Below are 24,200 nucleotides of genomic sequence, written 5' to 3' on the forward strand. Positions count from 1 at the left end.
GTATTTACAAGGAAGCATTAGAATTATATACTGCCCGAAATGTTGTTTCGGGCTTTTTTTGCGATAAACTCAAAAAAGTACTGTTTTGAGCAAAGCACAATTAAAAGCAAGAGGAAACAATGAACTGATTGTTCGAAGTAAGAAAACCAAATCTCAATTTTCTAACCAAGAAAATCTATCTGCAAAAGAAACGTTGAAATTTGATGGAGATATCAAATGGTATAAAGCTTATGACTTTGATGATGGTGAATCGTTAAATGATATTAAAAAAATTAATTTAGATGGCAGTCTATAACAAAAAAGACTTTTTGGTTCATGCCGATTCGGTAGTGCCAACAGATTTCAAACGGATGGGCAATGAGCCTTATTATGTCAAACGGGTGGTAGATAGGGAGTTAAGAATGTTGTTTTCTCTTAGGCAGTATTACCCGCATAGTGTGGTTATACGTGGGATAATGGTCAATGTTTACATCGATGCCATAGAAAACATTTTTGATGAAGTACTAAGGATAAGCCCATTGGCTGACTACACGTCAAACGAAAAAAAAGACACTATAGGGGGGGGAGGATACAACATTTCAGGAGTTAATTATGCACTTTTGGATGTGCAAGATGTAGAAGATGATACCACTTTTGCCATTGTTCTTCCAGAACTGGAAAAAATTGTTGACGGTGCATTACAATTTTATAATACTTTTTCAACCCTTCAAGCAATACACGGCCATCTTGAAACCCTTCCTCTAATGCAAATGGGTAATTTTCTGCAACAGCCGATGCCTTATAGAAGAATGATTTTAAAGAAGTTGGTAGAAGCACCAGATTATGAAACCTATGCGCAATCAATAATTAATCACTATACTTCAGAGAATCTGTCAGAAGAGATAGCTTTCGCTACGACTTTGAAAGCAAAACTAGATAGCCTGTAATTGAATAAATGGCAACATATAATAAAAAAGACTTGTTCAATCATCTGGAACAAATTAAGCCTATCGGCTTTAAACAGCTAGAAACGGGTTTGTTTCAAATGATAGAACAAGAGAGAATTCTTGAAATTAATATTTCTGTTGGTGAATATTATCCGCATAGTGCAATAATTTCTGGTGTAAGCATCGCAATTAAGTTTAATGAAGTTGAGAATTTATTGAGTGAGCTTAAAAGAACAACTGATTTTCCAACTCAATTAGAACAAATTAGACAGAATACAATTGGTAGAAGCTTAAAGGGAGTTAATGGAGTGGATTATAGTTTGTTGAAGATCACTGATGTGAAAGATAATGCCAGTTTTAATGTAATAAAACCTCATTTTACAATTATTGATAAATGCAGCTTTGCAATTCTTCGCAGATTTTTCAGAACTACAAGAAGTATTTAATCATTCAGAATCCTTGTCAATTGCTGATATGGTAAACTTTATTGAACATCCATTACCTTTCAGACGAATGATTATCAAAAAACTAGTGAACGACCCAAACTATGAAGCATATTCCCAACAGATTGTTGTCAATACGATGTCGAATTATCCTGATGAGTCCGACTTTGTGATAGCTCTAAAGAGTAAATTAGATTCATTGGGAAGTTAGATTCAAATGTGATGGCAACATATAATAAAGAAGACTTTTTGGTTCATGCCGATTCGGTAATACCAACAGATTTCAAACGGATGGGCAATGAGCCTTATTATGTCAAACAGTTGGTAGATAGGGAGTTAAGAATGCTGTTTTCTCTTAGACAGTACTACCCTCATAGTGTGGTTATACGTGGAATAATGGTCAATGTTTACATCGATGCAATCGAAAACATTTTTGATGAAGTACTAAGGATAAGCCCGCTGGATGGCTACATGTCAAACGAAAAAAAAGACACTATAGGAGGGGGGGGGTACAACATTTCAGGAGTTAATTATACACTTTTGGATGTGCAAGATGTAGAAGACGATACCACTTTTGCTATTGTTCAGGGTGCATTACAATTTTACGATACTTTTTCAACTCTTCAAGCAATACATGACTATCTTGAAACCCTTCCACTAATGCAAATGGGGAATTTTCTGCAACAGCCGATGCCTTATAGAAGAATGATTTTAAAAAAGTTGGTAGAAGCACCAGATTACGAGGTATATACACAATCGATAGTAGATTTTTATACTTTAGAAAACAACATCGAAGAACTCAATTTTGTATCTGCTCTTAAAACAAAATTGAATAGTCTGTAATTAAATGGCAACATATAATAAAAAAGACTTTTTGGCCCATGTGGACCAATTGGCGCCCAATGGCTTTAAGCGACAAGGGGAAGAGCCTTGGTATATAAAAAAACTAGCCGATAGAGAATTGTGAATATATTTCTTTGCAAATGAATACTACCCACATAGTGCTGTTATTCAAGGTATTTCAGTAAATATTTGCTTTGACCAAGTGGAAAAAAACTACAAAGAAGTACTCCGTTTTCATCCTGTGGGAGAACAAGATTCCAATGAAAAAAGTGATACCGTAGGAGGTGGGGTTTTAAACGTTACTGGAGTTGACTACGCCTTGTTGGATGTGCAAGATGTGGAGGATGATACTAGCTTTAATGTGGTAAAACCCCATTTGCAATTGTTGGTAGATGCTGCCTTGCAGTTCTTTGATGACTATGCAACATTACAGAATGTCTTTGACCATGTTGAGATTTTACCCATACCACAAATGGCAAAGTTTGTTCGCAAGCCCATGCCTTTGAGGCGAATGATTATCAAAAAATTGGTGAATGATCCAAACTATGGAGCATATTCCCAACAGATTGTAAACAATACTGTAACAAATTACCCTGGGGAGTTGGGAGATTTTGCCACAGCTCTAAAGGATAAATTAGATTCTTTAGGTAATTAGTGTATATAATGATAAGATAATAAAGCCCGAAACTTAGTTTCGGGCTTTATTATCTTATCAAACTTTCCAATAACTTTTATGGGATAATGAACATCTCATGCATCATATTTTAAATTAAAGTTAAAACCCAAAAACCATCAACATTCGATGGAAAAGCCATCGGGGGTGTGTTGAATCATACTGTAATTTTAGTAACACATAAGGTTGTGTTCATAGCACAGCTTAGCAAGCAGGAACAACATCGTTTATTTCAGAATGTTGTTGGGAACAACCCATAAATAATATAAAGTATGCCAGAAGTTGCCATAACATCCCGTTACTACCCTTCGCTCTCGATGGTCATAAATGCAGAGGAGCTGCCAGACCTATTAGGTTTCTTAAAGGAAGGCTTGGCAGGACTGTTGGATAATATTCATTATAAAGACCTACAGTACTCAAAAAGTATATATGGGGACAAGGCCTATTACAGTCTTCGTATCGTCTCTAAAAACAGAATGGATCTGGAGATTCCTGGGACAGGTATTTTTCTGTCGCTGAATCCAGATGCATCAGATAGTACCATTTCCTCGTTCCCGATCACAGTAGAATACGAATGGCCCATTTTGGCCTATCTGCGTTCTTTTGATGTTGAAGGTTTTTCATTTTCTCCAGAGGCATTGTATGACTTGGGACTTCAGGTGTTGAAGATTTCAGAATCACAAGTGGTGGCCAATGCCATAAATACGTTCACCACTCCTGCAGATGCCAATACCAGTTTGGTGCAACAATTTATTACGGATTTGGGGCTGTCCATTTCAGAGCCAACAGGATTTAATCCCATGCCCGAACTGTTAACGGCGATAGAGCAAGATTTAGGTAAAAGCCCGACAAAAGCCGTTTTTGAGAATTATATGCTCAACGTTGGGGATTTGGATGAAACAAAAGTTAAGCTGAACGCTTTTTTTGAAGTACTCTTGCCCACGGAAGACGTTGAAGCGTACCTGCGAAATTTGATGCTTCCCAAGTTTAAAGCCACCTTGGCGTTATCGGCAGGGATAGATTTTCCACGTAAAATTTTACAACCTGTGGATCCGGTAAGTTTAGATGTGTTACCGGTGCTGGATGAGGCTACGGGAGAACCCAGAGCAGGTTTTCGCTTTGGTGAAGCATTGTTCTATGTGAGTTCCGATGAGGGAGTAGGTTATACATTGGATATAGCGTTGACGAGCACCTCTCCTGCAATGATTGGTAATACAGGTTTGATTCTTGAGGTAGACCGTTTAAAGGTGGATTTAAGTGAAAACCAGAATATAATTGAAGCTGATATAGATGGTCGTCCACAAAGCTTTAGGGGAGTGTATGCACAATATGCAGCTATCACATTGCCAAAACAGTGGTTTAATGATGATTCGGTAGTAGGGGGTGTTACTGCAAAAATCGCTGCTTACGATTTACTCATAGGAACAGGAGGGCTGTCAGGGACTATTGCTTTGGAAACACAAACGTTTAGAAATGCAAATGGTACCATCACCAATTATTACACGGATTATTTTGCTTTTGAATATCCAATACAAACCACGCATAGGGATGTCAATGGTGATTTGGTGATTACCGATATTGCAGATCATGCTGCGTTAAAAATACAATTGGAAACAGAACAAGCCAGTCAGTTGGTGTTTCCCATAAGTTTGACACCGGTTGGGGGAAGTACTATAACGTATGAAAAGCCACTTGAATACTATAATTATCTCAATACGCTATATGATTCCAATGATGAACTAAATATGCCTCGCTTAACCAAACGTATAGGACAAAATGGCTTTGAAGTTTGGTTCACGGCCTTCGACATTACCTTTAAACAAGGTGAGGTTGTTGATTCCAATATTTTGGGAGGTTTAAAAATACCGCGCCTTAAAGATGCCAACGGCAATGATGCTGAAATAGATATAAAAGGCCATTTGGATTCTGATGGGGACTTTTTGCTCACTGCTTCGGAGCAAGATGGCTTTGCACCTATAGAAATACCTGAGGTATTGAAGTTATACATCCAAGGGGTGGAGTTAGGGAAAGAGGATGATGATTTTTTTATTGGCACAACGGCCGAATTGGAATTTACTAATCCGGTAATGAACAAACTGCTTTGCAACGATGGTGGAGGGGACAATGTGCGTATTGCATTGCCGGCTATGCGAATTTATAGCAATGGTAGTTTTGAAATTGTTGGGGGCTCCATCCCCTTGCCAACCAATTTTGGTATTTGTTTGGGGCCTGCAAAAATGAGTATTACCAATCTCAATTATACATCGCACCAGCAAGAGCATAATGGGGTGTTAAGAGAGTACAAATGTTGGGGTTTTGACGGAGCGCTCAACTTAGACCCATTAGGAGTGGATGTCCGTGGAGATGGAATCCGCTATTACTATACTGTGGATGATGATGTCGCCAACGGAAAGCCACATCATTCATATATCCGTATCAGTACCATAGAGGTGGATATCATTATTCCGGGCAATGCATCACCTAGCACCGCAACAGCGATAATAAATGGTTATCTATCAATCCCGGAACCAGGTGTTTCTTCAGAATATGCTGGTGGTATTTCCGTAAAACTGCCTAAATTGGGAATCAGTGGTAGTGCAGAAATGCGCCTCCAACCGAAATACCCTGCTTTTATTGTTGATGCCAATGTAGAGATTCCGGTACCTATACCTTTGGCTTCAACAGGATTGGGCGTTTTTGGTTTTCGAGGCCTTTTTGGGTATAGATATGTGGCAGAAAAAGAAGCAATTGGACTCACCTCTGGAGAGGACAGTTGGTACGATTACTACGTATACCCAGAACGGGGAATCAACATAGACAAGTTCAGTGGCCCAGAACAAACGCAAGATTACAAAGACCCGGTATCAATCGGTGCAGGAGCATCAATCGCTACTTACGGTAACGATAGTATCATTTCGTTTCGAGTTTTTATGTTGCTTTCTATTCCCAGTCTATTCTTCATAGAAGGCAAGGCAAGCATCCTGAGTAAACGTCTGGAACTGGATGATACCGATGAACCACCATTTTTTGCCTTTTTGGCCATTGGTGATGATTCTGTGGAAGCTGGATTGGGTGCAGATTTTAAAGTTCCAAGGAGCAATGGATGGATATTGGACTTACAGGCTAAGGTAGAGGCTGGTTTCTTCTTCAATAATCCTTCAGGATGGTATGTGAATTTTGGGACAAAGCAAGAGCCGGTCTCGGCAAGGTTGCTAACTCTTTTTATGGCGCAGGCGTATCTGCAACTTTCAGCAAGAGGTATTGAGACAGGTGCCAGAGGCGAATTTGATTTTAACAAAAAGTTTGGGCCTGTTAGGGTAAGAGCCTATGTTTATGTTGAAGTTGGGGGGTACATTAGTTTTGAGAGACCGCAATTAGGGGCTTATTTGGCAGCAGGGGGAGAAGCTTCGGTGGATATAAAAATACTCAGTGCTTCTGTGGCCCTTGATTTGATCTTCGGTGTAGAGGCGGCAAAACCATTCCTGATTTATGGAAAGTTTAGGTTATGTATTAAGGTTAGGATATTATTTGTTAAAATTAAGTTCTGTGGTCCAATTGAATTGAAATGGGAAAAATCCAGGAATGTAGATAGAACACCAGTGCCACCTATCGCTGCAGAAAAAGTGCTAGAATTGGCCAAAGGAGTGCATATGTTAACTGGAGACTCATTTGACCTAGTGCAACTGAACACCAATATTACGGACCCAAATTATGTTCCTTCCGCCAACAATAACAAGTTTAACAATACGGTTCTTCCATTGGATACCTACATAGATATCAAATTTGATAAATCTATGAATCCCAACCCGGTTGCCGGTATAACAGGTGGTGTAAACAATGCGCCTAAAAACTATGTGGAGCTAATTCCACCCCAAAAAACCGTTAGGGGGAGGGAATTAAGGCAGGTAAAACATGAATATTCCGTAGAAGAAATAGAGATAAAAGCATGGAGCGGAAGTGCTTGGGTAGATTATAACCCATACGAGGCTCTTTTGCCCGATGCAGTAGATGGAGGTGTGACAGCTAGTAACCTGAAATTGGGGCACTGGCAAAAGACCGGAAAAGAGTACAATGCCGTCCGTATTTTGGGTGACAATCCTTTTTCGTTTACCCAATTGGGAGAGCCAGGTTGGTATGTTCCTGAAAGATTAGGTATTACGGCAGCATCCTTATTTTGTCAAACCACAGCTCTGGAACCTGAATGCGCCAATTGGCTGAAAAAATCTGAGAATGCAAGTTACGAGCTCAACACAAATAACTTCTACTCTGTGGGAAGGTTGTCTTTTAAAGTTATCGGATTACTTTCAGTTGAAGACTTTTTGGAAAACTTCAGAGCTAAAATTACAACTGAAAGCAACTCTTTTGGTTATGCAAAATCGATAGAATTCTATAACTACATGGATATGGAATTACGCCTTCCAAACCCTTCCAAAAAAGTAACATTGAAATTATCTACGGCAGGGGAAGGCGTAACCATAAAGTATTATAAATCCACGATAGATGATATTAAGTTTGAACCGGAGTACGAGTTGGTTTCCAAGCAGCACTTAACGAGTGCACAGCTTCAATCTGAAGTAATATATGAAAATTCGACTGATAGCATAAGCAGGGTGATAATTACTCCAGATTTTTTGAATATAGATGCCATTGACGCTTTGAATGAAGAGCTTCAAGCTTTTAACGATGCGGCATTTGGGCAAGCCATAAATGGGGGTGGAGGAGTAATCGAACTAACAGATTATTTGAATGTAAGTGAAGTGGAAGCTAAAAAACAGGAGATTATTGATTTGCTCAAAACAGGATGTATTCAACACGTGCCAGGAGGAGTGCTTTCAGGGGGTCTCGGACAAATGCAAATAGGGAGTACTTTTTGCATCGGAGCAAGAGATATTGTATTGAACAATTTAAATCAATATACAAATTGCACAACAAAGGTTCATGAGGTATGCTGGCTATCTGAAGTAGATTATGAGTTTAACCAGAACATCCCATCGCAAGCAGCAATACAAGAAGACTATCAATTAGCAGAAGATGCGGTTAAAGGTGTGATTGCTCCTATTTGGAGGCCCGATACTAAATACTATCTCCATTTGAAATTGAAAGATACAGTCGATAACGATTCAAACAGCACGGCAGGGGATTATCATTATTATTATGGATTTAGAACGGCTGGCCCGATAGGCCATTATCATAATGCCACGGGAGTTGATTATGGAGATGAAAGAGATTCTGGTGGAAAGTTATTGGCTCCTGATAAATATCCTTTGACTAATCTAAGGAAGTATATCGATTACAATAGATCTTATCCAAATGCGGACGGTAATCTACTAAGTTCCAAACCTCTTTTCTACAGTAATGGTGAGGCAAAACTACAGTTATTCTTTGTAAAACCTCAATCATATCACATGTTCAATACATGGCCGGCTTTTGCATCAGGTTTTCCGCAATTGGATTCCGAAATGAAAATAATGATAAAAGATCCTGTAAATGACACATTGATACCCTATCCTTTGCCACAAGGTTTTGATGAGACAGCTATTCCAGGAGGGGTTGAAACATGGGATGATGATAACCAGGCGTTGATGCCAAACTATCTTAAACATTGGAACAATTTGGTCTCAGCACAAGATACCAACTTTAGCTGCCTACTGACGGGAGGAGAGCCTATACGTCCTAAAAGTAAGATGAGAACTATGGTGCTTACTAACTTAAGGCCGCAAAAACTGTACAAGGCACTAGTGTACAATGTGTATCAGGGAAGCTTGCAAGAAGTACATAATTATAGCTTCCAAACATCCCGTTATACCAATTTTACGGAACAAGTAAACAGTTATTTGTTGAGTGATGGCAATGGTAACCAGAAGGAAGCCATTTTTAAAATGGGATTGGGTCTGTCAACTGCCCAAATTGACTCGGCTTATAGCCTTATTAACGGAACTCCAGATGCTGCAGCCCAAGCACTGGAAGATAGGTATATGGATTATTTTGATAGGGTGATGGAGGGTGTTTTTGGCATATCTCCTATGGAACCGGCCATAAGTACAGAATTTAATGCCATTGTGGATCAAAATACAGGGGATACTATCGCATTGTTAATTCGAAATCCAGAACCGTTCAACGATCCCAAAATTCCTGAGAATGAAATTGGGGAAACCATTAAAATATTGAACAATGCCAACGATGATCCTGACAACAATTACCACATGTTGTTTTCCAAGGATTATGCACAGGTATTAGTAATGCGCAACAATAAAAAGATTACCAATACAGCGCTGCGAATCCGATTTAAATACTTGCTGTGGGATGGAAATGATTATGCCGAGCAAGACACGGTATTGGTAGAAAATATAAACGTCAACTCATAAAGAAAATAATAGAATGGAAGATGAGTTTTTCTTAAAAGATTTTAGGGGTACGGTTGGTGACAACTCCTTAGCGGTTGTCCTTTTGAATAGGATTAACAATTTTTTGTATTGGAGAAGTGACAGTGGAAGTATTTTAAAAACAGATTTAAATGCAAATATTGTTTGGGAGGCTAAATTCGACTATACATCTGGTGGCTCTGGAGGCCCTAATATAGATTATGTCATTGAATCCCATACCACAAATCAGATTATTTTATCTGGCCGGTTTTATGATTCAGAGCATAAACTGTTCCTAGCAAAGATTACACAAGATGGGGTCTTGATGTGGGAAAAATATTATGATATAACGATAGGTTATCTTGGTGGTCCAGATGGGCTTATAGAGCCATATTCCAATAATCAATTTGTTGTACGAGCATATGAACATATTCTGATTATCGATGATGATGGGAATATTATTAAAAACAAGCGTAGAAAAATAACTGGGTCAACATACGATATAGTTAGAGGTATTGAAGTCTACAATGGACTTATTTATGTCCTTTACAATGATCCTAATTTAGGTAATATTGCCATTCTTGATGGGAATCTGAATGTTCTCCATACCTATAGATTTCATGCGATTTCAGGTTTTGAGCCGAGGAACATAAATGCGGAAATGCGTTTGGGCAGAATAAATGATAAGCTGATAATTGGTTTTAGGGACGTTTCACAAAATGTTGGGTTGATCATATATGATACCAATGATGTCAATAGTAATGATGCAGGCCCTTTAATTGTAAAAAGGTTCAATAATGGTTATAGCTATGACAATACCGCTAACCAATTGTACATTGCCAACAACAAAATATATTTAATTGGAGAGAAAAGCGAATCTCCGCCAAACCCTGGTGAGGCAATAATCTACCGGTTAAATGAAAATCTTGGTATAGAATGGATCAAAAAAACAGATGGTTTCAGTGAAGTAATCTGGTTCAATGCATTTCAAGATTTCCTTGTCACGACATTTAAAGATACATCTGGGGGTCTTAAGTATAGGGTCTTAAAAAGCCAAACAGATGGAACGTCCAGTTGTATTCCATTTACTTCTTTTAGCGATTCAATGGTTGATGAAGATGGTGGGTGGACAGTATTCCCAGCGTATACACTTGAAGACCATATTGCAACTTCCCCTTTATTTTCCGCACAAGTCAGTTTGGTTACTTCAACGAAGATAAATCAGCTATGTCCGCAAACTTATGATGTAGCAACAAGTACCATTACTGCCTTACCCAATACTATTGATGCAGATGGGACATCAACCTCCTCGATCACAGTTCAGTTGAAGGATTTTTTGGGGGCAAATCTTTCTGAGGGAGGAGATACGGTGGTGATCAATACCAATGCGGGCTCAATTTCTACGGTCACGGATAATAACAATGGAACTTATACGGCGAATCTTACTTCGTCCAATACGGCAGAAACAGCGACTTTATCATTTACCGTAGATGGGAAAGCAGCCACAAGCACCGTTCAAGTGGTTTTTGAAGCGGTAATTCCCAAGATTGTACAATCTCCGCACCTGTATCTCCAATCAGCAGGCTCAACCGGAAATGATGGTAGTGCAGCTGGAATTCATTTAAGATGGCTACTTAAAAAAGATTTGGCAAAACATTTACCTAAGGGTAACCTGGCCTCAACGACGGTCAACTATAACAAACCCGATGATTTTGTAAAGATATACCGCGCCCCTTATGTTGAATCCAATACAACTTTTGATTTGACCCAGTCTCCTTCCGTGATAGATGATCGCAATGCGATATGGGTTTATCTGGTAAATGGGATTAAAGTCTATCTATATTTCAGAAATAAAGGGCAATATAATACCATAAAGAGCACAATTAACCCTTTGACTCAACACACTCAATTCTTGGCGGCCTATGGAAATGAAATTTTGGAATTGGAAAGTAAAAATGAACTCTTCTTTTCAGTATCTTTTAATGTGTCTGCTGGAGCGTCTCCTGTTGTTGAGACCGAACTATTATCCGTAGAGGAAAACAAATTTGCAGCAGAAAAGGGCATAACCAGTAGAAAAACATTTACAGGCACTACTGAACTTTCCAATACACGTATGGTCACGGAAAATGGGCGTAGTTTCCGTTTTAGGTTGACAGATTGTAGCATGAACAGTATTGCTTTGGAGTTTTATAGTGTTCTTACAGCAAACATTGAATACGGGGCCGGCTGGACCAGTTTAGGGGATTTTTCACTATCTACAACTGATAGTGAAGTCTTCTCCCGTCTAGAACCATCTTCTGATTTGGTAAATGGGCAATGGCAACGCTACAATGAAAATGCTTTTGTGAACGTACAAAACTACAAGGATAAATGGAATGTGGTGAACCCTGTAACACAGAGCAATATCAAGCAAACCGTACAGGATTATGTCAATTTAAGTGATGCAGCAGACAATCCAAGTGCTTTACAGAGTTATGGTTTTGGAGAAGATTTAAGTGGTGATGGAGTTACCGAAGCAGATAACTCTTTTGAACTTAGCAATCTTACACTATTACAACAGGCTTCTTTGGATTTTCATGTTGCCCGCATGCTGGGATTGGGATATTTGGATGTGGGCAGTGTTGTCCAAAATAATGATTCATTTGTGTACATGGCGGAGTACGAAACCAAGGTTACATTGGAAAATGGGCAATTGGTGGCAGAAGACACTGAACATAGGTATATTACGATTCCAACATCCAAAGCGGATGAACGTTTACCTCAATCAATTGACCTCAAAGAACCTGTTCCAGGCCTTTTTTCGAATAGCGGGGTTGGGGAATCACCAGCGTCCATTACCGATGACGACGGATATGCTCAAGATGGAAAATCGAGATATATTACTTTGTATGCCGAAGAACAGGATGATTTATCCATAGATAAAGGATTTTATAGTCCCAATTCAGAATTCAATCTATCCGAAAATACCGTACCCGTTTTTGTTGGGATAGAATATAAGGGTATAGGGGAAACTAATTGGAGAAAACCCGAATTGCCCAATACGGATGCATATCAAAACGTGGTCCCTTCAGGAGAGACCGCACATAACGAAACATTGCCTTTACCAATTCCGGACGAAGGAGTGCCGCTTTTTGTACACCGTGAAAAAGAATCAGGGGAGCATGTTTATGGCTCTTATGGTATCAATTGGTTTTCTAGAGCTGCATATAGTAATGTGCAATGGAATATTACCACCTCAATAGTACCTAAACAAGCACTTGTTCCACCAAGTAACAGGAATGCGTTATTGATTGTAGAAGAATCTCCACTGGTACTTACATCAGCAAATGAACAACAATTATTATCCAATATTTCCGGAGATGACAAAACGTTGGTTCGCCTAATTTTTGATTATAATACAAGTCAAGAATTGTTGAACTATGAGATAAATCCGGAGAATATGGGTTCTGTCACAAATCCTTTGGATGTTAATGCCATTTTTCCAGATAGTCAGGAATTATACGCAGATGAAGTCGAGATTTATTTTAGAGATAATTTGCCCCTGAATATTACTGGAAAAGCGATAAGTGTTACAGACCATCCATCCAATGAGATTTTATCCATAATAGTAATTGGGGATTATCAATTGGACAGTACAGGAGAAACCATCACACCCGCGATGCCGAGTGGTAGCCTATCCAATTTTGTAGGAGGTGTATTTGTATTGGAAGAAACCGAATATATTATCCATGAGGTAACAGATGACCCTAATGATGGAATAGTTTTTACTGTCTACAAGAAACAAATTTCGGATAAACTAAGAACGGTTGTGGAACCAGATGCCAACGAACCATTACAGGCCCCCAAGATTTTTGGGGATGGAATGTTCATGGCTGTTGAAAACCTTCAGAACGCTTCAAGTTGGGGAACTCCCAACCCACATTCATTAAAAGTACAAATTGGAGATAATTGGAGTGTGCATAGGGAAGTTATCGAAAGAAGGGGGCCTGATGACATTATAGAAGAGTTTGTGGAAAAATCAAGGGGTATATGGGACGATGCAGTTGTAGAGGAAGTTTCTCAAACGGTTGGTTTTGATGGAAGCAATCAACCCATTTTGGAACACAAAGGGCTATATAAAGCTACATTTTCATCTACCCAATTGGCTAACCATCCACAAAGTTCAGGTGCAAACCCTGTGCAATGGCATAAAGGAATCATACGGATACACACAACAGGTGATGTTAATGGAAACCGAAGAACCCTGGAAGTAGTTAAAACTGAAAATATAGGAACTGCAAACAATTTGGTAGTCTATTTCATAGACAATGGCTTTTCATCGGATCCCTCGTATGATTCAATACAAACAGGGAACATACAAGTCAACTATTATCCGGGATATCGTATTTATTTGTATGCCGATATTGGTTCGGGCCTCACGGAAAATACCGTATTGCCAGGTGAAGGAGAGGGAATAAAGTATACATGCTTTGGTTTTAGGACTTTAGGAAATTCTGGAACCCAATTTTCAAAAATATCGGTACCAACGGTAATGTTCGCACAAGAGGTGATTGAACCATTGCAGCCTGAACTTCCAATCGGACCATTGTATGCCACTAGACCTGATGGTTTTGGAAAGGCCTCATATACACTCACAACCCAATTCTTGCAAAGACCACATGGGATATTGTATTACCGAGCGGATGATGATGCCATCCTAAACATATTGTACAAACCTGAGACAGTGGCACAGGTAAAGCAGGAAATTCAGGATTCTGATTCATCATTTTTGGCAAACAGATGGCAAAATTTACTTGGATTTGATTACGATTACCCATCAAATTCATATCAGACAGATGGACAGTTTGCCATTTATCCAGAAAATGTGGAGGGCTATAGACTGCCAAACCCAGATAATAACTCATTGTTTGATATTGCTGGAGGCGAAACTCCTGGAAGTATTGACCCAGGGACTATGGTAGATCGCATTAAGGTTGCTATACAAAATATTTTTGTCCCATTGACCGAGATTCCTTTGTTGTACGATTATATCAATGATTCAAGTTATAGACCTATCCCCAAAAAACAGGTGGTAAGGGATGGGAATGGAGCTTTACTTTCACCAGAGTCTCCTGATTTTGACATAGCCCCAATGGCGAAAACTTTAGCAGTCAACCAAGTGCAGTTTACTGATTTTGGATTGGATGGCACATCCAACAATCTTTATTTCTATGCTGTGAAAGAATTGGGCAACAAAATGCAAATGGGAGATTTTAGTCCTGTTCTAGGTCCTGTTAAATTGATAAATACCAATCCGCCAATTGCACCATCAATAAAAAAGGTTGTTCCCATTTTGGAAAATAAACTTTTGGGAATTATACCTGAAATGAGGATAGAGATAAATGCGTATCCCAATATAGAAAGCATTAAAAAGATTGCATTATATAGAACCCTTAAAGCCGCGGATGCATTGTCGGTTAGGAGTATGGTCAAGGTCAAAGAGCTCGACTTGCAAATATCAGATCAGGTAAGCAACGACATTTGGGAAATATCGGACAGTTTTGAAGACCTTTCTGAAGTGCCCTATGGAGACCCCATCTATTATAGAGCCTTAGCATATAGGGAAATTGAGTATGCGGACAAGGATAATCCAAATGTTGTTATCACCGATTTTGTTCCTTCAGAAACATCAAAACTCATCGTGTCCGCAATCGTGGAGAATACAAACCCTTTGGCTCCGCAAATCACCTTTATGGGGGACGTGGTCAATGGGGGATTGGAATTGGGCAATATTGTGCTAAGTTGGGAAAAGACCATATATAAAGGGAAGTATCATCTATACAAATTAAATAATGAAGGAAATTGGTTGAAGATTTTTGAAGTTCAGTCCAATGACCAAAATATCAGCGTTCCTCTTGAGACTACTGATTTGGGAACCAATATTCTGCCCATAAAGAATTCAGATAATCAGGAGATATATCATCATTTTAAAATAGTAGTGGAAAATACCGCGGGATTGATTAGTCAAGAAGATAAAGTGCTGACCATGCCATTGGCATAATAGAACTGTTGAGGTATTCCATTTTGAAACATAATTAAAGTATATCATGAAAAGAAATAACACGACATTAAAAACCTATTTTGAGACGGGAGATTACCCAACAGAGGTACAATTTTCCGATTTGATTGATAGCTTTCTCAACATCGAGGAAGAGGATGCGGTAACCGGAATAACCGACAATGGGAACGGGACCTATACGTTTCAATTGCTGTCTGGAGGAACTCAGGTTCTGGATGTCAAAAGTCTCCCGGATTCAATTCCCATTGCCACCATTGTTGGTTTACAGGCATTATTGGATGGGAAGGTCAGCAAATCTGGAGATACGATCAACGGTAATCTTACAGTAAGTTCAGGCACTTCTGGAGATGCTGTCCTAACAGTTCAGGCAGATACTGATAATAACAATGAAGGGGATCATCCTAGTATTAGACTCAAACAAGATGGAGATTTATTAGATTGGAGGATAGGTATTGGATCAAATGATACAGATACTGGTGGTGCCAGTAATGAATTGGTTTTTGCTAAAATGGCAGGATCGGCATCTGGTATTTTCTTTTCACCAGACGCAGGTGCAACCACACACAAGATGTATCATGCCGGTAACGATGGCGCAGGTTCTGGTCTTGATGCTGACACCTTGGATGGGATACAAGGCTCAAACTTTTTGAGAAGTGATACCGACGATACCATGAGCGGTGTGCTTACTGTAGGTAGTAGGATAAAGACCAATAGGATAGATACAAATTCAGGCCAACAACTGGTTTTAAATGCAGGGGAATCCGCTGGTCAGGCTACTGGACAAACAGGGGAATATGTTTATGTAAATGCTGAGGAAGGTTTACAAATAAATTGCTCTCCCGATAATTGGTCTTCTGGTTGGGGAGGTAGAGTCACTCATAATTTTGGAAGAACTCTCAGCACTATTAATTCGGACTTAACGGTTAATGGGGCGTTTCGCCCTAATGGAGGTGTGTTGACAAATTCCACTTCCGAGAATTTTATAAGGCAATTGGCTAACTCAGGTTATTTGGTAGGTAGTCACAATACATCATCTTCGGGAACACATACAAACCCAATATTTACTATTGGGACTAGTTATTTGCCAAATCGAGCTACTCTTGGAAATATGTACGGGATTGGCTACTCCAACTCTGGAGCGTCCTTTCTTAATTCAACCGACTTAGGAACTAATCCAGGTGGATGGGGTATGTATGTAGCAGCTGATGGTAACGCCCGGATTTTTCTAAATGCATCGCATGGCCATATATACGCAAGAGGGAATATGTATGCCGACAATTTTATATTGTCATCAGATCAAAGGAAAAAGACCAAAATAGAAGACCTTAATCAGCCAAGGATTTGTACTAAATGGAAAACCTTTGAAATGAAAGCTGCTCCTGGAGAATTAAGATACGGGGTCATTGCTCAAGATCTCCAAGATAATCATCCAGAATTTGTTTATGATGATGAAGATGGAAACCTGTCGGTGAGATATATTGATTTGCTGGTGGCAAAAGTCGCAGAGTTGGAAAGTAGGCTCGCAAACGTAGAAAACAAATAGTTTCTGAATAACGATTAGACTTCAACATATGAAAAGAGACAATACGACATTAAAGACCTATTTTGAGACAGGAGATTATCCAACAGAGGTGCAATTTTCCGATTTGATCGATAGCTTTTTGAACATCGAGGAAGAGGATGCGGTAACCGGAATAACTAATAATGGGGATGGGACTTATACCTTTCAATTGTTATCTGGCGGAACCGAGGTTTTGGATGTTAAGAGTTTGCCCGATTCAATTCCAATCGCAACAGTTGTTGGTTTGCAGGCTTTATTGGATGGTAAGGTCAGCAAATCTGGAGATACCATGCAGGGAGATTTGGAACTTCCTAATTTGACCTTTAGTGATTCAACGACAACATTTATTAAGCCGAACACCAACAATAACAATATATTGTTAATTGGGGGTAATGGAGCTGGAGACAAAGACTGGAAAAGTATCCATATGTACTCTAATGGAGTGTTTAGGATAAATGATAATGATATTTGGCATGAGGGAAATGATAACGACTTGTTTCCGTTGTCAGCGTCTGAGCTTCCTGGGGGTCAAGACTTGAACACATATCAAACGGCTGGATTTTATTACCAAAGTGCAAATGCAGATGCGGCAAGTGGGAGTAATTATCCTGAAGCAAAAGCGGGCTCATTGGTGGTACAGAAATCTGCTGGAGTAACACAGCAATACTACACATACAACGATGGTAGTCCAGAGGTGTTTTTTAGGGGTTATTATAATGGTGCTTGGAGTAGTTGGATTCGACTTGCAAGAACAAATGATTGGCTAGACCAATTTCTGGATGCATCAGATGGGAGTAATCGATGGAGTTTTCATGGTCGGGATGTAAGAAGTAATGGAAAAAGGGCTTTTGTGGGTTTTTCTTCAAGTGACGGAAATTATTTGGCAATCAACTACGGAGGTGATTTTGCTAATGGGACTCGTGTTTTTGGATCTTTTCTTCGAGCTAATGAATTTAGGTTAGAGGATACATCAATTAGGATTTATTCTGAATCCGGAACCTCAAATATTGCAGATACTTTTTCAGATACCACAACATACAAAAGGTATATAAACTTCTCTGCAGGACCTTCATCAAATGATCCGGGTTATATTATGCATGAAACATCAAACTCAGAAACAAATGAAGGAGTCTTGCATTTATGTCCTTCAGATGATAATGGCTTTGGAGATTATGTTTCAATCCACGGAACCAATGATCCAGATATACTGAGATTACATACAGATGGAACCATTGAAGGAGTTAACGATATTCATGGAAGGGTAATCAATGGTGTCCATTCCAACCTGTATAGGTTTGCAGGGATATTTTTTACTTGGGATGCAGACAACTATGGAACTAATACTCATCATTCGATACGAAGTACTTATGGCGATACTTACGGTGACGACATAACAATAAACTCATATCATCATTTACGCATTAATATTGATTCCAATAACAACAATTCTGATGCAAAGTTTCAGATTGGTCATAATACTACGGGAACGGGTAATGTGATTTTTACAGTAAATGAGAATGGTACAGTAGTAGGATCTAGCACCATAACCGCTTCTAATTTTATCCTTTCCTCCGACGAACGTTTGAAAAGTAACGTTCAAGATGTTGAACCAGCTAGAATTAATGCAAAATGGAAGACTTTTCTCCTAAAAGACGAAAAGGAAAAAAGATATGGTGTTATTGCTCAAGAATTGGAAAAAGAGCATCCAGAGTTTGTGAGAACAAATGATGAGGGTTATAAATCTGTTGCTTATGTGGATTTATTGGTCGCAAAAAATGCTGAATTGGAAGCGAGGGTTGAAAAATTGGAAAAACTAATAGAAAAATTGATATAATGGCAGTACCTGATAATTATAGCTTTTCATTACAAGATGTTGTAGATGAAATTTCAGGATCACAGGATGATTTGGTAGAATGTTTTGCCGAAGCATCTGCAAGTGGTTTTGATCCAGCATATTCTGGCTCAAAAAACTCATTGCGAAATTTTAGAAAATATGATGAAGTAACGACATTCATTCCAACACTAACGGTTTCTCCACTTTCCCAAGTTGTTTTTTCATCAGGTCAAATTACTGGTTTTGATGTAAATAGTAATACATCCTGGACTGTTTCATCCAATCAATCATGGGCTTTTCTGCTAAACAATTTTGGAGTCGGGGAGGGCACCTTTGGAGTGGATATTCAGCCCAATAATACGGGGTCTCAAAGAATTGCAACCATAACTATTACAACAACAGCTTCAGGAGTAACAAATATATCGCGTACTGTCAGCATCATACAAAACACATAATTTTTAAAATAAGAAAATGGATATACAAAAATTAGAGTTGCTTTCAGCAGCATTAAGAACGGTAGGAGGGAATTTTGATGTTCCAACGTTGGATTTGATTTTAACGGTTTTGAAAGAAGTTGAAAATAAGGGAGGTGATATCTCCATAGGGAATGTTAAAGCTATTGCAGCACAGGTAATGGAGAAGTACCAACACATTGAAAAACAGTAAAAAAAATGCTTGTTTTATTGGATAACGGTCATGGGGGACTTATTAATGGAGAATATCAAACCCTTGGAAAAAGAAGTCCTATTTGGAATGACAACTCCCAACTTTTTGAAGGAGAGTTTAACCGAGCCATTGTGAATGGATTGATTCAGGAATTGTCAAGACATAAAATCTCTTATGTCAATATTGCTCCTGAATATTGGGATGTCCGATTGGAAACTCGTGTCAAAAGGGCAAACCTATATCCAAAGAACAATAGTTTTTATTTGAGCGTACATGCAAATGCGGGTGGTGGTCATGGTTCGGAAATCTTTACTTCCCCTGGGGATACGAAAAGTGATAAAATAGCAACCATTTTTGGTAATGAGTATAAACACGTGTTCCCGGATAGAAAACTTCGTACAGATTTTTCCGATGGAGATTTGGACAAAGAACGCCGTTTTTATGTTTTGACCAAAACTAGGATGCCCGCGATTCTAACGGAGAACTTTTTTATGGACAATGAGGAAGAGTGTAAAAATATCTTGATGACCAAAGATGGCAGGGATAAGATTGTCCATTATCACATGAATGCAATATTAAAAGTGAGAGAAAAATTATTCCAATTGTAAATATGACCATTATGAAGAATAGTATACCATTGAAATTATTTGCCCTAATAGGATTAGCAGTATTTATGTTTAATTCCTGTGCGGCTATCAGGACTGCCCCTTTTGATCAATATTCGTATCAAAAGGCGGTGGAAATTAAAGTAGATGCTTCTCGATTGATGGACAAGGCAATTACACCTTATCAAGACCATTCCCAAGAAATAGCGGATTTATTTGTTGATGTAGAGAAAATTACTGTTTATGAGAAGGACAAACCTAACAATGGAATTTCCTATCAGATGTGGAAGCTACTTTCAGATGATGACAAAAATCTTTTAGCTGGGTTTTTCAAAAATTGGAAAGAAAAAGGAAAATTCTCCCAAGTTTTTTTGAAAGAATCCAAGAATCAAGTAGTGGAAGCTATGGATATCTTGATTCAGTACGAGGGGAAAAAAGATAAGAAATCGGAAAATAGTCTTATGAACATCATATTAGATAACCAATAATCGAATGGTATTATGGATTTTGAAAAAATACTTAAGGAACTTAAAGAATCCCTTTTACAAGTTTTAGGAGACCAGTATGGGGGTTTCAAGAAAGAAACAAAAAAAGACATTGAAGATTTTTTAAATGCATCAAAAGATAAGTTGGAGCGGTGGACAAAATTACTTGCAAGTGGAGATATAAGCATGGATGAATATCAATGGTTGGTGAAAAGCCAAAAAGATCTATTGGCCATGAAAGGGCTAGAGAAAGTTGGAATTTCTAAGATAAGCTTGGGGCACTTTAAGAATAAAGTAATAAAAACTGTGGTTGATATTGTAAAAGGAATAATCTTTTGATTCCATATTACTTATCTCAATAAGTATCGCCATTTTTTTATAAAATTTCAATGAAATTCAACTAACTAAGAGGCATAAGGTTTTTAAAGCAAACAGAATGATTATTGGATGTTTTAAAGGATATTCTAAACAAATTATGATTACTTAAGGGCTGAATGGAGACCCGGAACACATTTCACTTAGGAATCACTATGGCTGGCGCCGTATCCGCTGGTGCCTATACTGCTGGCTTCATGGATTACCTTATTGAGGTTCTAGAACTTTGGGAAGAACAAAAGACAATCGTTCGGAACAAGATTGTTGCAAAACAACCATTAAATGATTTTGAAAAAAAAATACCCCTTCACAATGTTTGCATTGATGCTCTTGGAGGGGCATCCGCAGGGGGAATGGTAGGAGTAATTACTGCACTTTCAGCATTTTCGAAAATGGAACCGGTCAAAGAGCCATCAGACACAAAAACAGGTAATATACTTTATGATAGCTGGGTATTGCTCGATGATGATACGAAGAAAGAAGGCCCTAAAATGGGAACTTTTGAAAAAATGTTACTTACCGATGATTTTGAGAATAACAAAGATGGAATACCCTCCTTGCTCAACACCCAACCTATTGATCGGATAGCTGACAAGGTTTTTGATAATCTTGTGCCTAAAGACCAAAAAAGGGAACTACCCTCATATATTTCAGAAGATTTAAGGGTTTTGGTTACGCTGTGTAGTCTTCGTGGAGTGCCATTTGAACTGAATTTTGAAAACTTCACCTCGGCCAATTTTCCTTATTCTCCAGGTCATCGTATGAACGAACATATGATTGTGGCCCATTTTAAGTTGAAATATAATGTTGGGAAGGACAAGGATATATTCCTAAAATTTGATCCTTACGACCTGGAATCCAAAGAATTGATAAAGTTATGTACAAAAGCTACCGGAGCTTTTCCTATTGGGCTGGCACCGAGACACTTTGAAAGAAAATTATCCAAAGAGTATATTAAGAACAGTATTCTTAGAAACCTTGGAATAAAAAATGAGAGAGCCGGGGCAATTGAAATAGAAATAAAGGAAGAATATTTTGACTTCACAAATGTGGATGGCGGGACTATCAATAATGAGCCATATTCAGAAGTAGTGCAAGTGCTCGAAGAACTAAATCCGCCCTATAATTCTAAATTACCGATGTTCGGTACAGTTATGATCGACCCTTTTCCCAATTTTTATAACCAAGATGAATTCATTCCCATTGAAGATTCTTTTTCTATCCAGAGGTTTCAAAAAAGCTTTTGGGACGTGATTCCTAAGTTATACACGACTCTAAGAGAGCAGGTGAGGGTTAAGCACTCGGGATCTTTTTATAGGGATTATCTTCGGTTATTGGTTTTTCCCATAAAATGGGAGAAAATGGGTGTTTTAAAAAACCATCCACCATTATCCTGCGCGGCACTTGGAGGGTTTGGAGGTTTTTTGGATATAGAGTTTAGAAAGCATGACTTTTTTCTAGGAAGGAACAATGCCCGCAATTTTTTAAGGGCATTTTTGATGTTGGAATATGATGCAAATAATATGCACCCATTATTTAAAGAGTTGAACAAAGAATCTTTAAGGGCTTTCAAGCGTGAAAATAAAGAGAAGGTTTATTTTCCAATTATCCCTGATATCAATCTCCTTTTTGACAAAGAAAATCAAGATACCAACCCTTTTAAGTATACCATTGGAGAATTTCCCAGACTTCAACGTAATTACCTTGAGAGCATAAAATCTCAAATGAAGAACCGGATTGTCAAAATAATCACATATGAGATAAATAATAAGTTTAAAAAGAATTGGATGCTCCGGAACACCTTAAAGCTTATTAAAAAATATATTGCCAATAAGATTACACAAAAAATTATAGTTCTTATGGAAAAGGATTTTGAAAAAAGAAAGATGCTTTCCTGATATGCCAATTGCTGTTATTTCTATTGATAGTTTTCAATAATAATTTGAAATATGTTGATCTCAAGGACCTGATTTCCATTTATAATATAAATGGCAAGATGGATTGGGGTACTATCAGTCAACAAAAGATGTGTCTACACATTTTTTCTTTGACAGTTTATTTGAAAGGGACTTATGTTCTTGAATATGGTTTACGTGTCAATAACAGTGGCGATTTTTCCACTGGGATATTCACTATGCAAAACATGTATGCCCCTGAGTTCTCTTAACATTCCAAAGGGAATGACTGGTAATTCAATAAATTTGACAATTGATTGGTATACCCACACGCTCATGGATATACTTTTTTACGTCAATATTCAATATATAAGTATGTATATATTTAAATACTTATTTATATAAATATATGTGTATATAATAGACAAAACCTTTAGAGTAAAGGAAAAGCAGTTTAAAAGTTTTTCTCCAGCTTGGGTTTGATGAAGAATTTTATTCTACACCCTTAAAGAATTCGATAAGTGTAATATTGTGGATTTCAGTAATCTTTAGAAGTGTGTTGATGGTGAAATTGCCGCCGTTCTCCAAGCTCCAATAACCACGTCTAGAAAAGCCTTTGTCAATGGCAAATGTCTCATAACTGGTATATCCAGAAGCCAACCGTAGTTCTTTGATACGTTTAGAAATAGATTTTCTCTTTTCGGACAGTTCCTCTTTTGTCATGAAGGGAATTTGCGCAAATCCTTAATAATAAATTACGCAGTATAGTGCGTGATTTATTATATTTGGTAATCCCTCTATTTATTTTGTATACCCGTTCTATGGATGCCATTTCCTATTTTCTTTGCATGAATGAAGAAGCATCTCTGCTTTTTTCTGAATCTGTCCAATCTCTTATCGATTCTAAATGTTTTGACTATATGGTATACAGGGTGGTTAAAGACAATGGAAAATATGATGCCGATATGAATGTTTGGTCGATTAAAGTAGAAATCAATGAAGGTCTATATTTAAGGTTACATTATAACCTTTGCCGCAAACTCAGGGAATTTGTAAGGCTCCCTATAAATAGGAGCGTTGAAAATTAGAGTTCAACGTTTTAAATTTGAGGGAATGAAAAAGAGCAGATTCACCGAGACACAGATCATCAAGGTACTATCGGGACAGGAACATGGCAAGGCCGTAGCGGAGATATGCCGTGAGCATGGTATCAGCCAACCCACTTTTTACAACTGGAAGGCAAAATATGGGGGCATGAGGGTCAACCAACTCAAGAAGATGAAGGAGATGGAGTCGGAACTGGCGGAGTTCAAGCGCATGTACGCCGATCTGGCCTTTGAGAACAATGCGCTGAAGAACCTTATCGAAAAAAAAGCTCTAAGGCCCGCCGAAAAGCGAGAAGCTGTCGGATACTTGGCCAAAGAGGAAGGACTGAGTATCAGGCGGGCCTGTGTGGCGGTGAGCCTTAGCCTAT

At 38.4% G+C, this 24,200-nt stretch carries 19 protein-coding genes and 1 pseudogene; 19 read left to right on the forward strand and 1 reads right to left on the reverse strand.

The features are described 5' to 3' along the window. Nucleotides 1-85 precede the first annotated feature (85 nt). From E4661_RS17380 to E4661_RS19690, 17 genes and pseudogenes are all read left to right on the forward strand, one after another. A complete protein-coding gene (locus E4661_RS17380) occupies nucleotides 86-295 on the forward strand; it encodes a hypothetical protein (protein ID WP_136468742.1) in 210 nt (69 codons plus the stop codon). Then, nucleotides 282-926: a hypothetical protein gene (locus E4661_RS17385; RefSeq protein WP_136468743.1), complete on the forward strand. Its 645-nt coding sequence runs from the start codon at nucleotides 282-284 to the stop codon at nucleotides 924-926. Before E4661_RS17380 ends, E4661_RS17385 begins: the two co-directional genes overlap by 14 nt. 8 nt (nucleotides 927-934) lie before the next feature. Beyond that, nucleotides 935-1,372 (forward strand): hypothetical protein, encoded by a 438-nt coding sequence (locus tag E4661_RS17390; protein ID WP_136468744.1) that lies wholly within the window; start codon nucleotides 935-937, stop codon nucleotides 1,370-1,372. Nucleotides 1,373-1,400: 28 nt separating this feature from the next. Beyond that, nucleotides 1,401-1,580 carry a hypothetical protein gene (locus E4661_RS19160; protein ID WP_205728977.1) on the forward strand — a complete coding sequence of 60 codons (180 nt, stop codon included), beginning with the start codon at nucleotides 1,401-1,403 and terminating at the stop codon, nucleotides 1,578-1,580. 11 nt (nucleotides 1,581-1,591) lie between these two features. After that, the gene (locus E4661_RS17395) at nucleotides 1,592-2,212 is read left to right on the forward strand and encodes a hypothetical protein (protein WP_136468745.1); all 621 of its coding nucleotides are present in this window, start codon (nucleotides 1,592-1,594) and stop codon (nucleotides 2,210-2,212) included. Nucleotides 2,213-2,414: 202 nt separating this feature from the next. Beyond that, nucleotides 2,415-2,867, forward strand: a complete 453-nt coding sequence (locus tag E4661_RS17400; RefSeq protein WP_136468746.1) for a hypothetical protein — start codon at nucleotides 2,415-2,417, stop codon at nucleotides 2,865-2,867. Between the two features lie 290 nt (nucleotides 2,868-3,157). Then, nucleotides 3,158-9,250 (forward strand): hypothetical protein, encoded by a 6,093-nt coding sequence (locus E4661_RS17405; protein ID WP_136468747.1) that lies wholly within the window; start codon nucleotides 3,158-3,160, stop codon nucleotides 9,248-9,250. A gap of 13 nt (nucleotides 9,251-9,263) precedes the next feature. Continuing rightward, nucleotides 9,264-15,287, forward strand: coding sequence for an Ig-like domain-containing protein (locus E4661_RS17410; RefSeq protein ID WP_136468748.1), 6,024 nt, complete (start codon nucleotides 9,264-9,266; stop codon nucleotides 15,285-15,287). 46 nt (nucleotides 15,288-15,333) lie between these two features. After that, nucleotides 15,334-16,848 (forward strand): tail fiber domain-containing protein, encoded by a 1,515-nt coding sequence (locus tag E4661_RS17415; RefSeq protein WP_136468749.1) that lies wholly within the window; start codon nucleotides 15,334-15,336, stop codon nucleotides 16,846-16,848. A 28-nt stretch (nucleotides 16,849-16,876) separates the two neighbouring features. Then, nucleotides 16,877-18,700 (forward strand): pyocin knob domain-containing S74 family peptidase, encoded by a 1,824-nt coding sequence (locus E4661_RS17420; RefSeq protein ID WP_136468750.1) that lies wholly within the window; start codon nucleotides 16,877-16,879, stop codon nucleotides 18,698-18,700. Further along, nucleotides 18,700-19,155, forward strand: coding sequence for a BACON domain-containing protein (locus tag E4661_RS17425; RefSeq protein ID WP_136468751.1), 456 nt, complete (start codon nucleotides 18,700-18,702; stop codon nucleotides 19,153-19,155). Before E4661_RS17420 ends, E4661_RS17425 begins: the two co-directional genes overlap by 1 nt. A gap of 16 nt (nucleotides 19,156-19,171) precedes the next feature. Next, on the forward strand, nucleotides 19,172-19,366 hold the full coding sequence (locus tag E4661_RS17430; RefSeq protein WP_136468752.1) for a hypothetical protein: 195 nt from the start codon (nucleotides 19,172-19,174) through the stop codon (nucleotides 19,364-19,366). Between the two features lie 5 nt (nucleotides 19,367-19,371). Continuing rightward, nucleotides 19,372-19,974 (forward strand): N-acetylmuramoyl-L-alanine amidase, encoded by a 603-nt coding sequence (locus E4661_RS17435; RefSeq protein WP_136468753.1) that lies wholly within the window; start codon nucleotides 19,372-19,374, stop codon nucleotides 19,972-19,974. An 11-nt stretch (nucleotides 19,975-19,985) separates the two neighbouring features. Further along, nucleotides 19,986-20,459 (forward strand): hypothetical protein, encoded by a 474-nt coding sequence (locus E4661_RS17440; RefSeq protein ID WP_136468754.1) that lies wholly within the window; start codon nucleotides 19,986-19,988, stop codon nucleotides 20,457-20,459. A gap of 12 nt (nucleotides 20,460-20,471) precedes the next feature. After that, on the forward strand, nucleotides 20,472-20,795 hold the full coding sequence (locus tag E4661_RS17445; protein ID WP_136468755.1) for a hypothetical protein: 324 nt from the start codon (nucleotides 20,472-20,474) through the stop codon (nucleotides 20,793-20,795). Nucleotides 20,796-20,950: 155 nt separating this feature from the next. After that, nucleotides 20,951-22,729, forward strand: a complete 1,779-nt coding sequence (locus E4661_RS17450; protein ID WP_136468756.1) for a hypothetical protein — start codon at nucleotides 20,951-20,953, stop codon at nucleotides 22,727-22,729. Between the two features lie 85 nt (nucleotides 22,730-22,814). Next, nucleotides 22,815-22,998 (forward strand): annotated as a pseudogene (locus E4661_RS19690) (alpha-2-macroglobulin family protein); the annotation flags it as partial. Nucleotides 22,999-23,218: 220 nt separating this feature from the next. Here E4661_RS19690 and E4661_RS17455 read toward each other — a convergent pair. Then, a complete protein-coding gene (locus E4661_RS17455) occupies nucleotides 23,219-23,449 on the reverse strand; it encodes a helix-turn-helix domain-containing protein (protein WP_136468757.1) in 231 nt (76 codons plus the stop codon). Nucleotides 23,450-23,493: 44 nt separating this feature from the next. Between E4661_RS17455 and E4661_RS17460 the strand changes: the two genes are divergently transcribed. Both E4661_RS17460 and E4661_RS17465 read left to right on the forward strand, forming a co-directional pair. Next, nucleotides 23,494-23,814, forward strand: coding sequence for a hypothetical protein (locus E4661_RS17460; protein ID WP_136468758.1), 321 nt, complete (start codon nucleotides 23,494-23,496; stop codon nucleotides 23,812-23,814). 25 nt (nucleotides 23,815-23,839) lie between these two features. Continuing rightward, nucleotides 23,840-24,200, forward strand: a 361-nt coding sequence (locus E4661_RS17465; RefSeq protein ID WP_136468759.1) for a transposase, incomplete at its 3' end; no start/stop codon positions are given.

This window comes from Flagellimonas onchidii, assembly GCF_004804315.1.
GTDB classification, from domain to species: Bacteria; Bacteroidota; Bacteroidia; order Flavobacteriales; family Flavobacteriaceae; genus Flagellimonas; species Flagellimonas onchidii.

Bases quoted from the DNA above. Each gene is read 5' to 3' on its own strand.
- E4661_RS17425 (WP_136468751.1), top strand. From the start codon at position 18,700: ATGGCAGTACCTGATAATTATAGCTTTTCATTACAAGATGTTGTAGAT.
- E4661_RS17415 (WP_136468749.1), top strand. From the start codon at position 15,334: ATGAAAAGAAATAACACGACATTAAAAACCTATTTTGAGACGGGAGAT.
- E4661_RS17455 (WP_136468757.1), bottom strand. From the start codon at position 23,449: ATGACAAAAGAGGAACTGTCCGAAAAGAGAAAATCTATTTCTAAACGT.
- E4661_RS17405 (WP_136468747.1), top strand. From the start codon at position 3,158: ATGCCAGAAGTTGCCATAACATCCCGTTACTACCCTTCGCTCTCGATG.
- E4661_RS17445 (WP_136468755.1), top strand. From the start codon at position 20,472: ATGGATTTTGAAAAAATACTTAAGGAACTTAAAGAATCCCTTTTACAA.
- E4661_RS17410 (WP_136468748.1), top strand. From the start codon at position 9,264: ATGGAAGATGAGTTTTTCTTAAAAGATTTTAGGGGTACGGTTGGTGAC.
- E4661_RS17430 (WP_136468752.1), top strand. From the start codon at position 19,172: ATGGATATACAAAAATTAGAGTTGCTTTCAGCAGCATTAAGAACGGTA.
- E4661_RS17435 (WP_136468753.1), top strand. From the start codon at position 19,372: ATGCTTGTTTTATTGGATAACGGTCATGGGGGACTTATTAATGGAGAA.
- E4661_RS17420 (WP_136468750.1), top strand. From the start codon at position 16,877: ATGAAAAGAGACAATACGACATTAAAGACCTATTTTGAGACAGGAGAT.
- E4661_RS19160 (WP_205728977.1), top strand. From the start codon at position 1,401: ATGGTAAACTTTATTGAACATCCATTACCTTTCAGACGAATGATTATC.
- E4661_RS17385 (WP_136468743.1), top strand. From the start codon at position 282: ATGGCAGTCTATAACAAAAAAGACTTTTTGGTTCATGCCGATTCGGTA.
- E4661_RS17450 (WP_136468756.1), top strand. From the start codon at position 20,951: ATGGAGACCCGGAACACATTTCACTTAGGAATCACTATGGCTGGCGCC.
- E4661_RS17395 (WP_136468745.1), top strand. From the start codon at position 1,592: ATGGCAACATATAATAAAGAAGACTTTTTGGTTCATGCCGATTCGGTA.
- E4661_RS17390 (WP_136468744.1), top strand. From the start codon at position 935: ATGGCAACATATAATAAAAAAGACTTGTTCAATCATCTGGAACAAATT.
- E4661_RS17440 (WP_136468754.1), top strand. From the start codon at position 19,986: ATGAAGAATAGTATACCATTGAAATTATTTGCCCTAATAGGATTAGCA.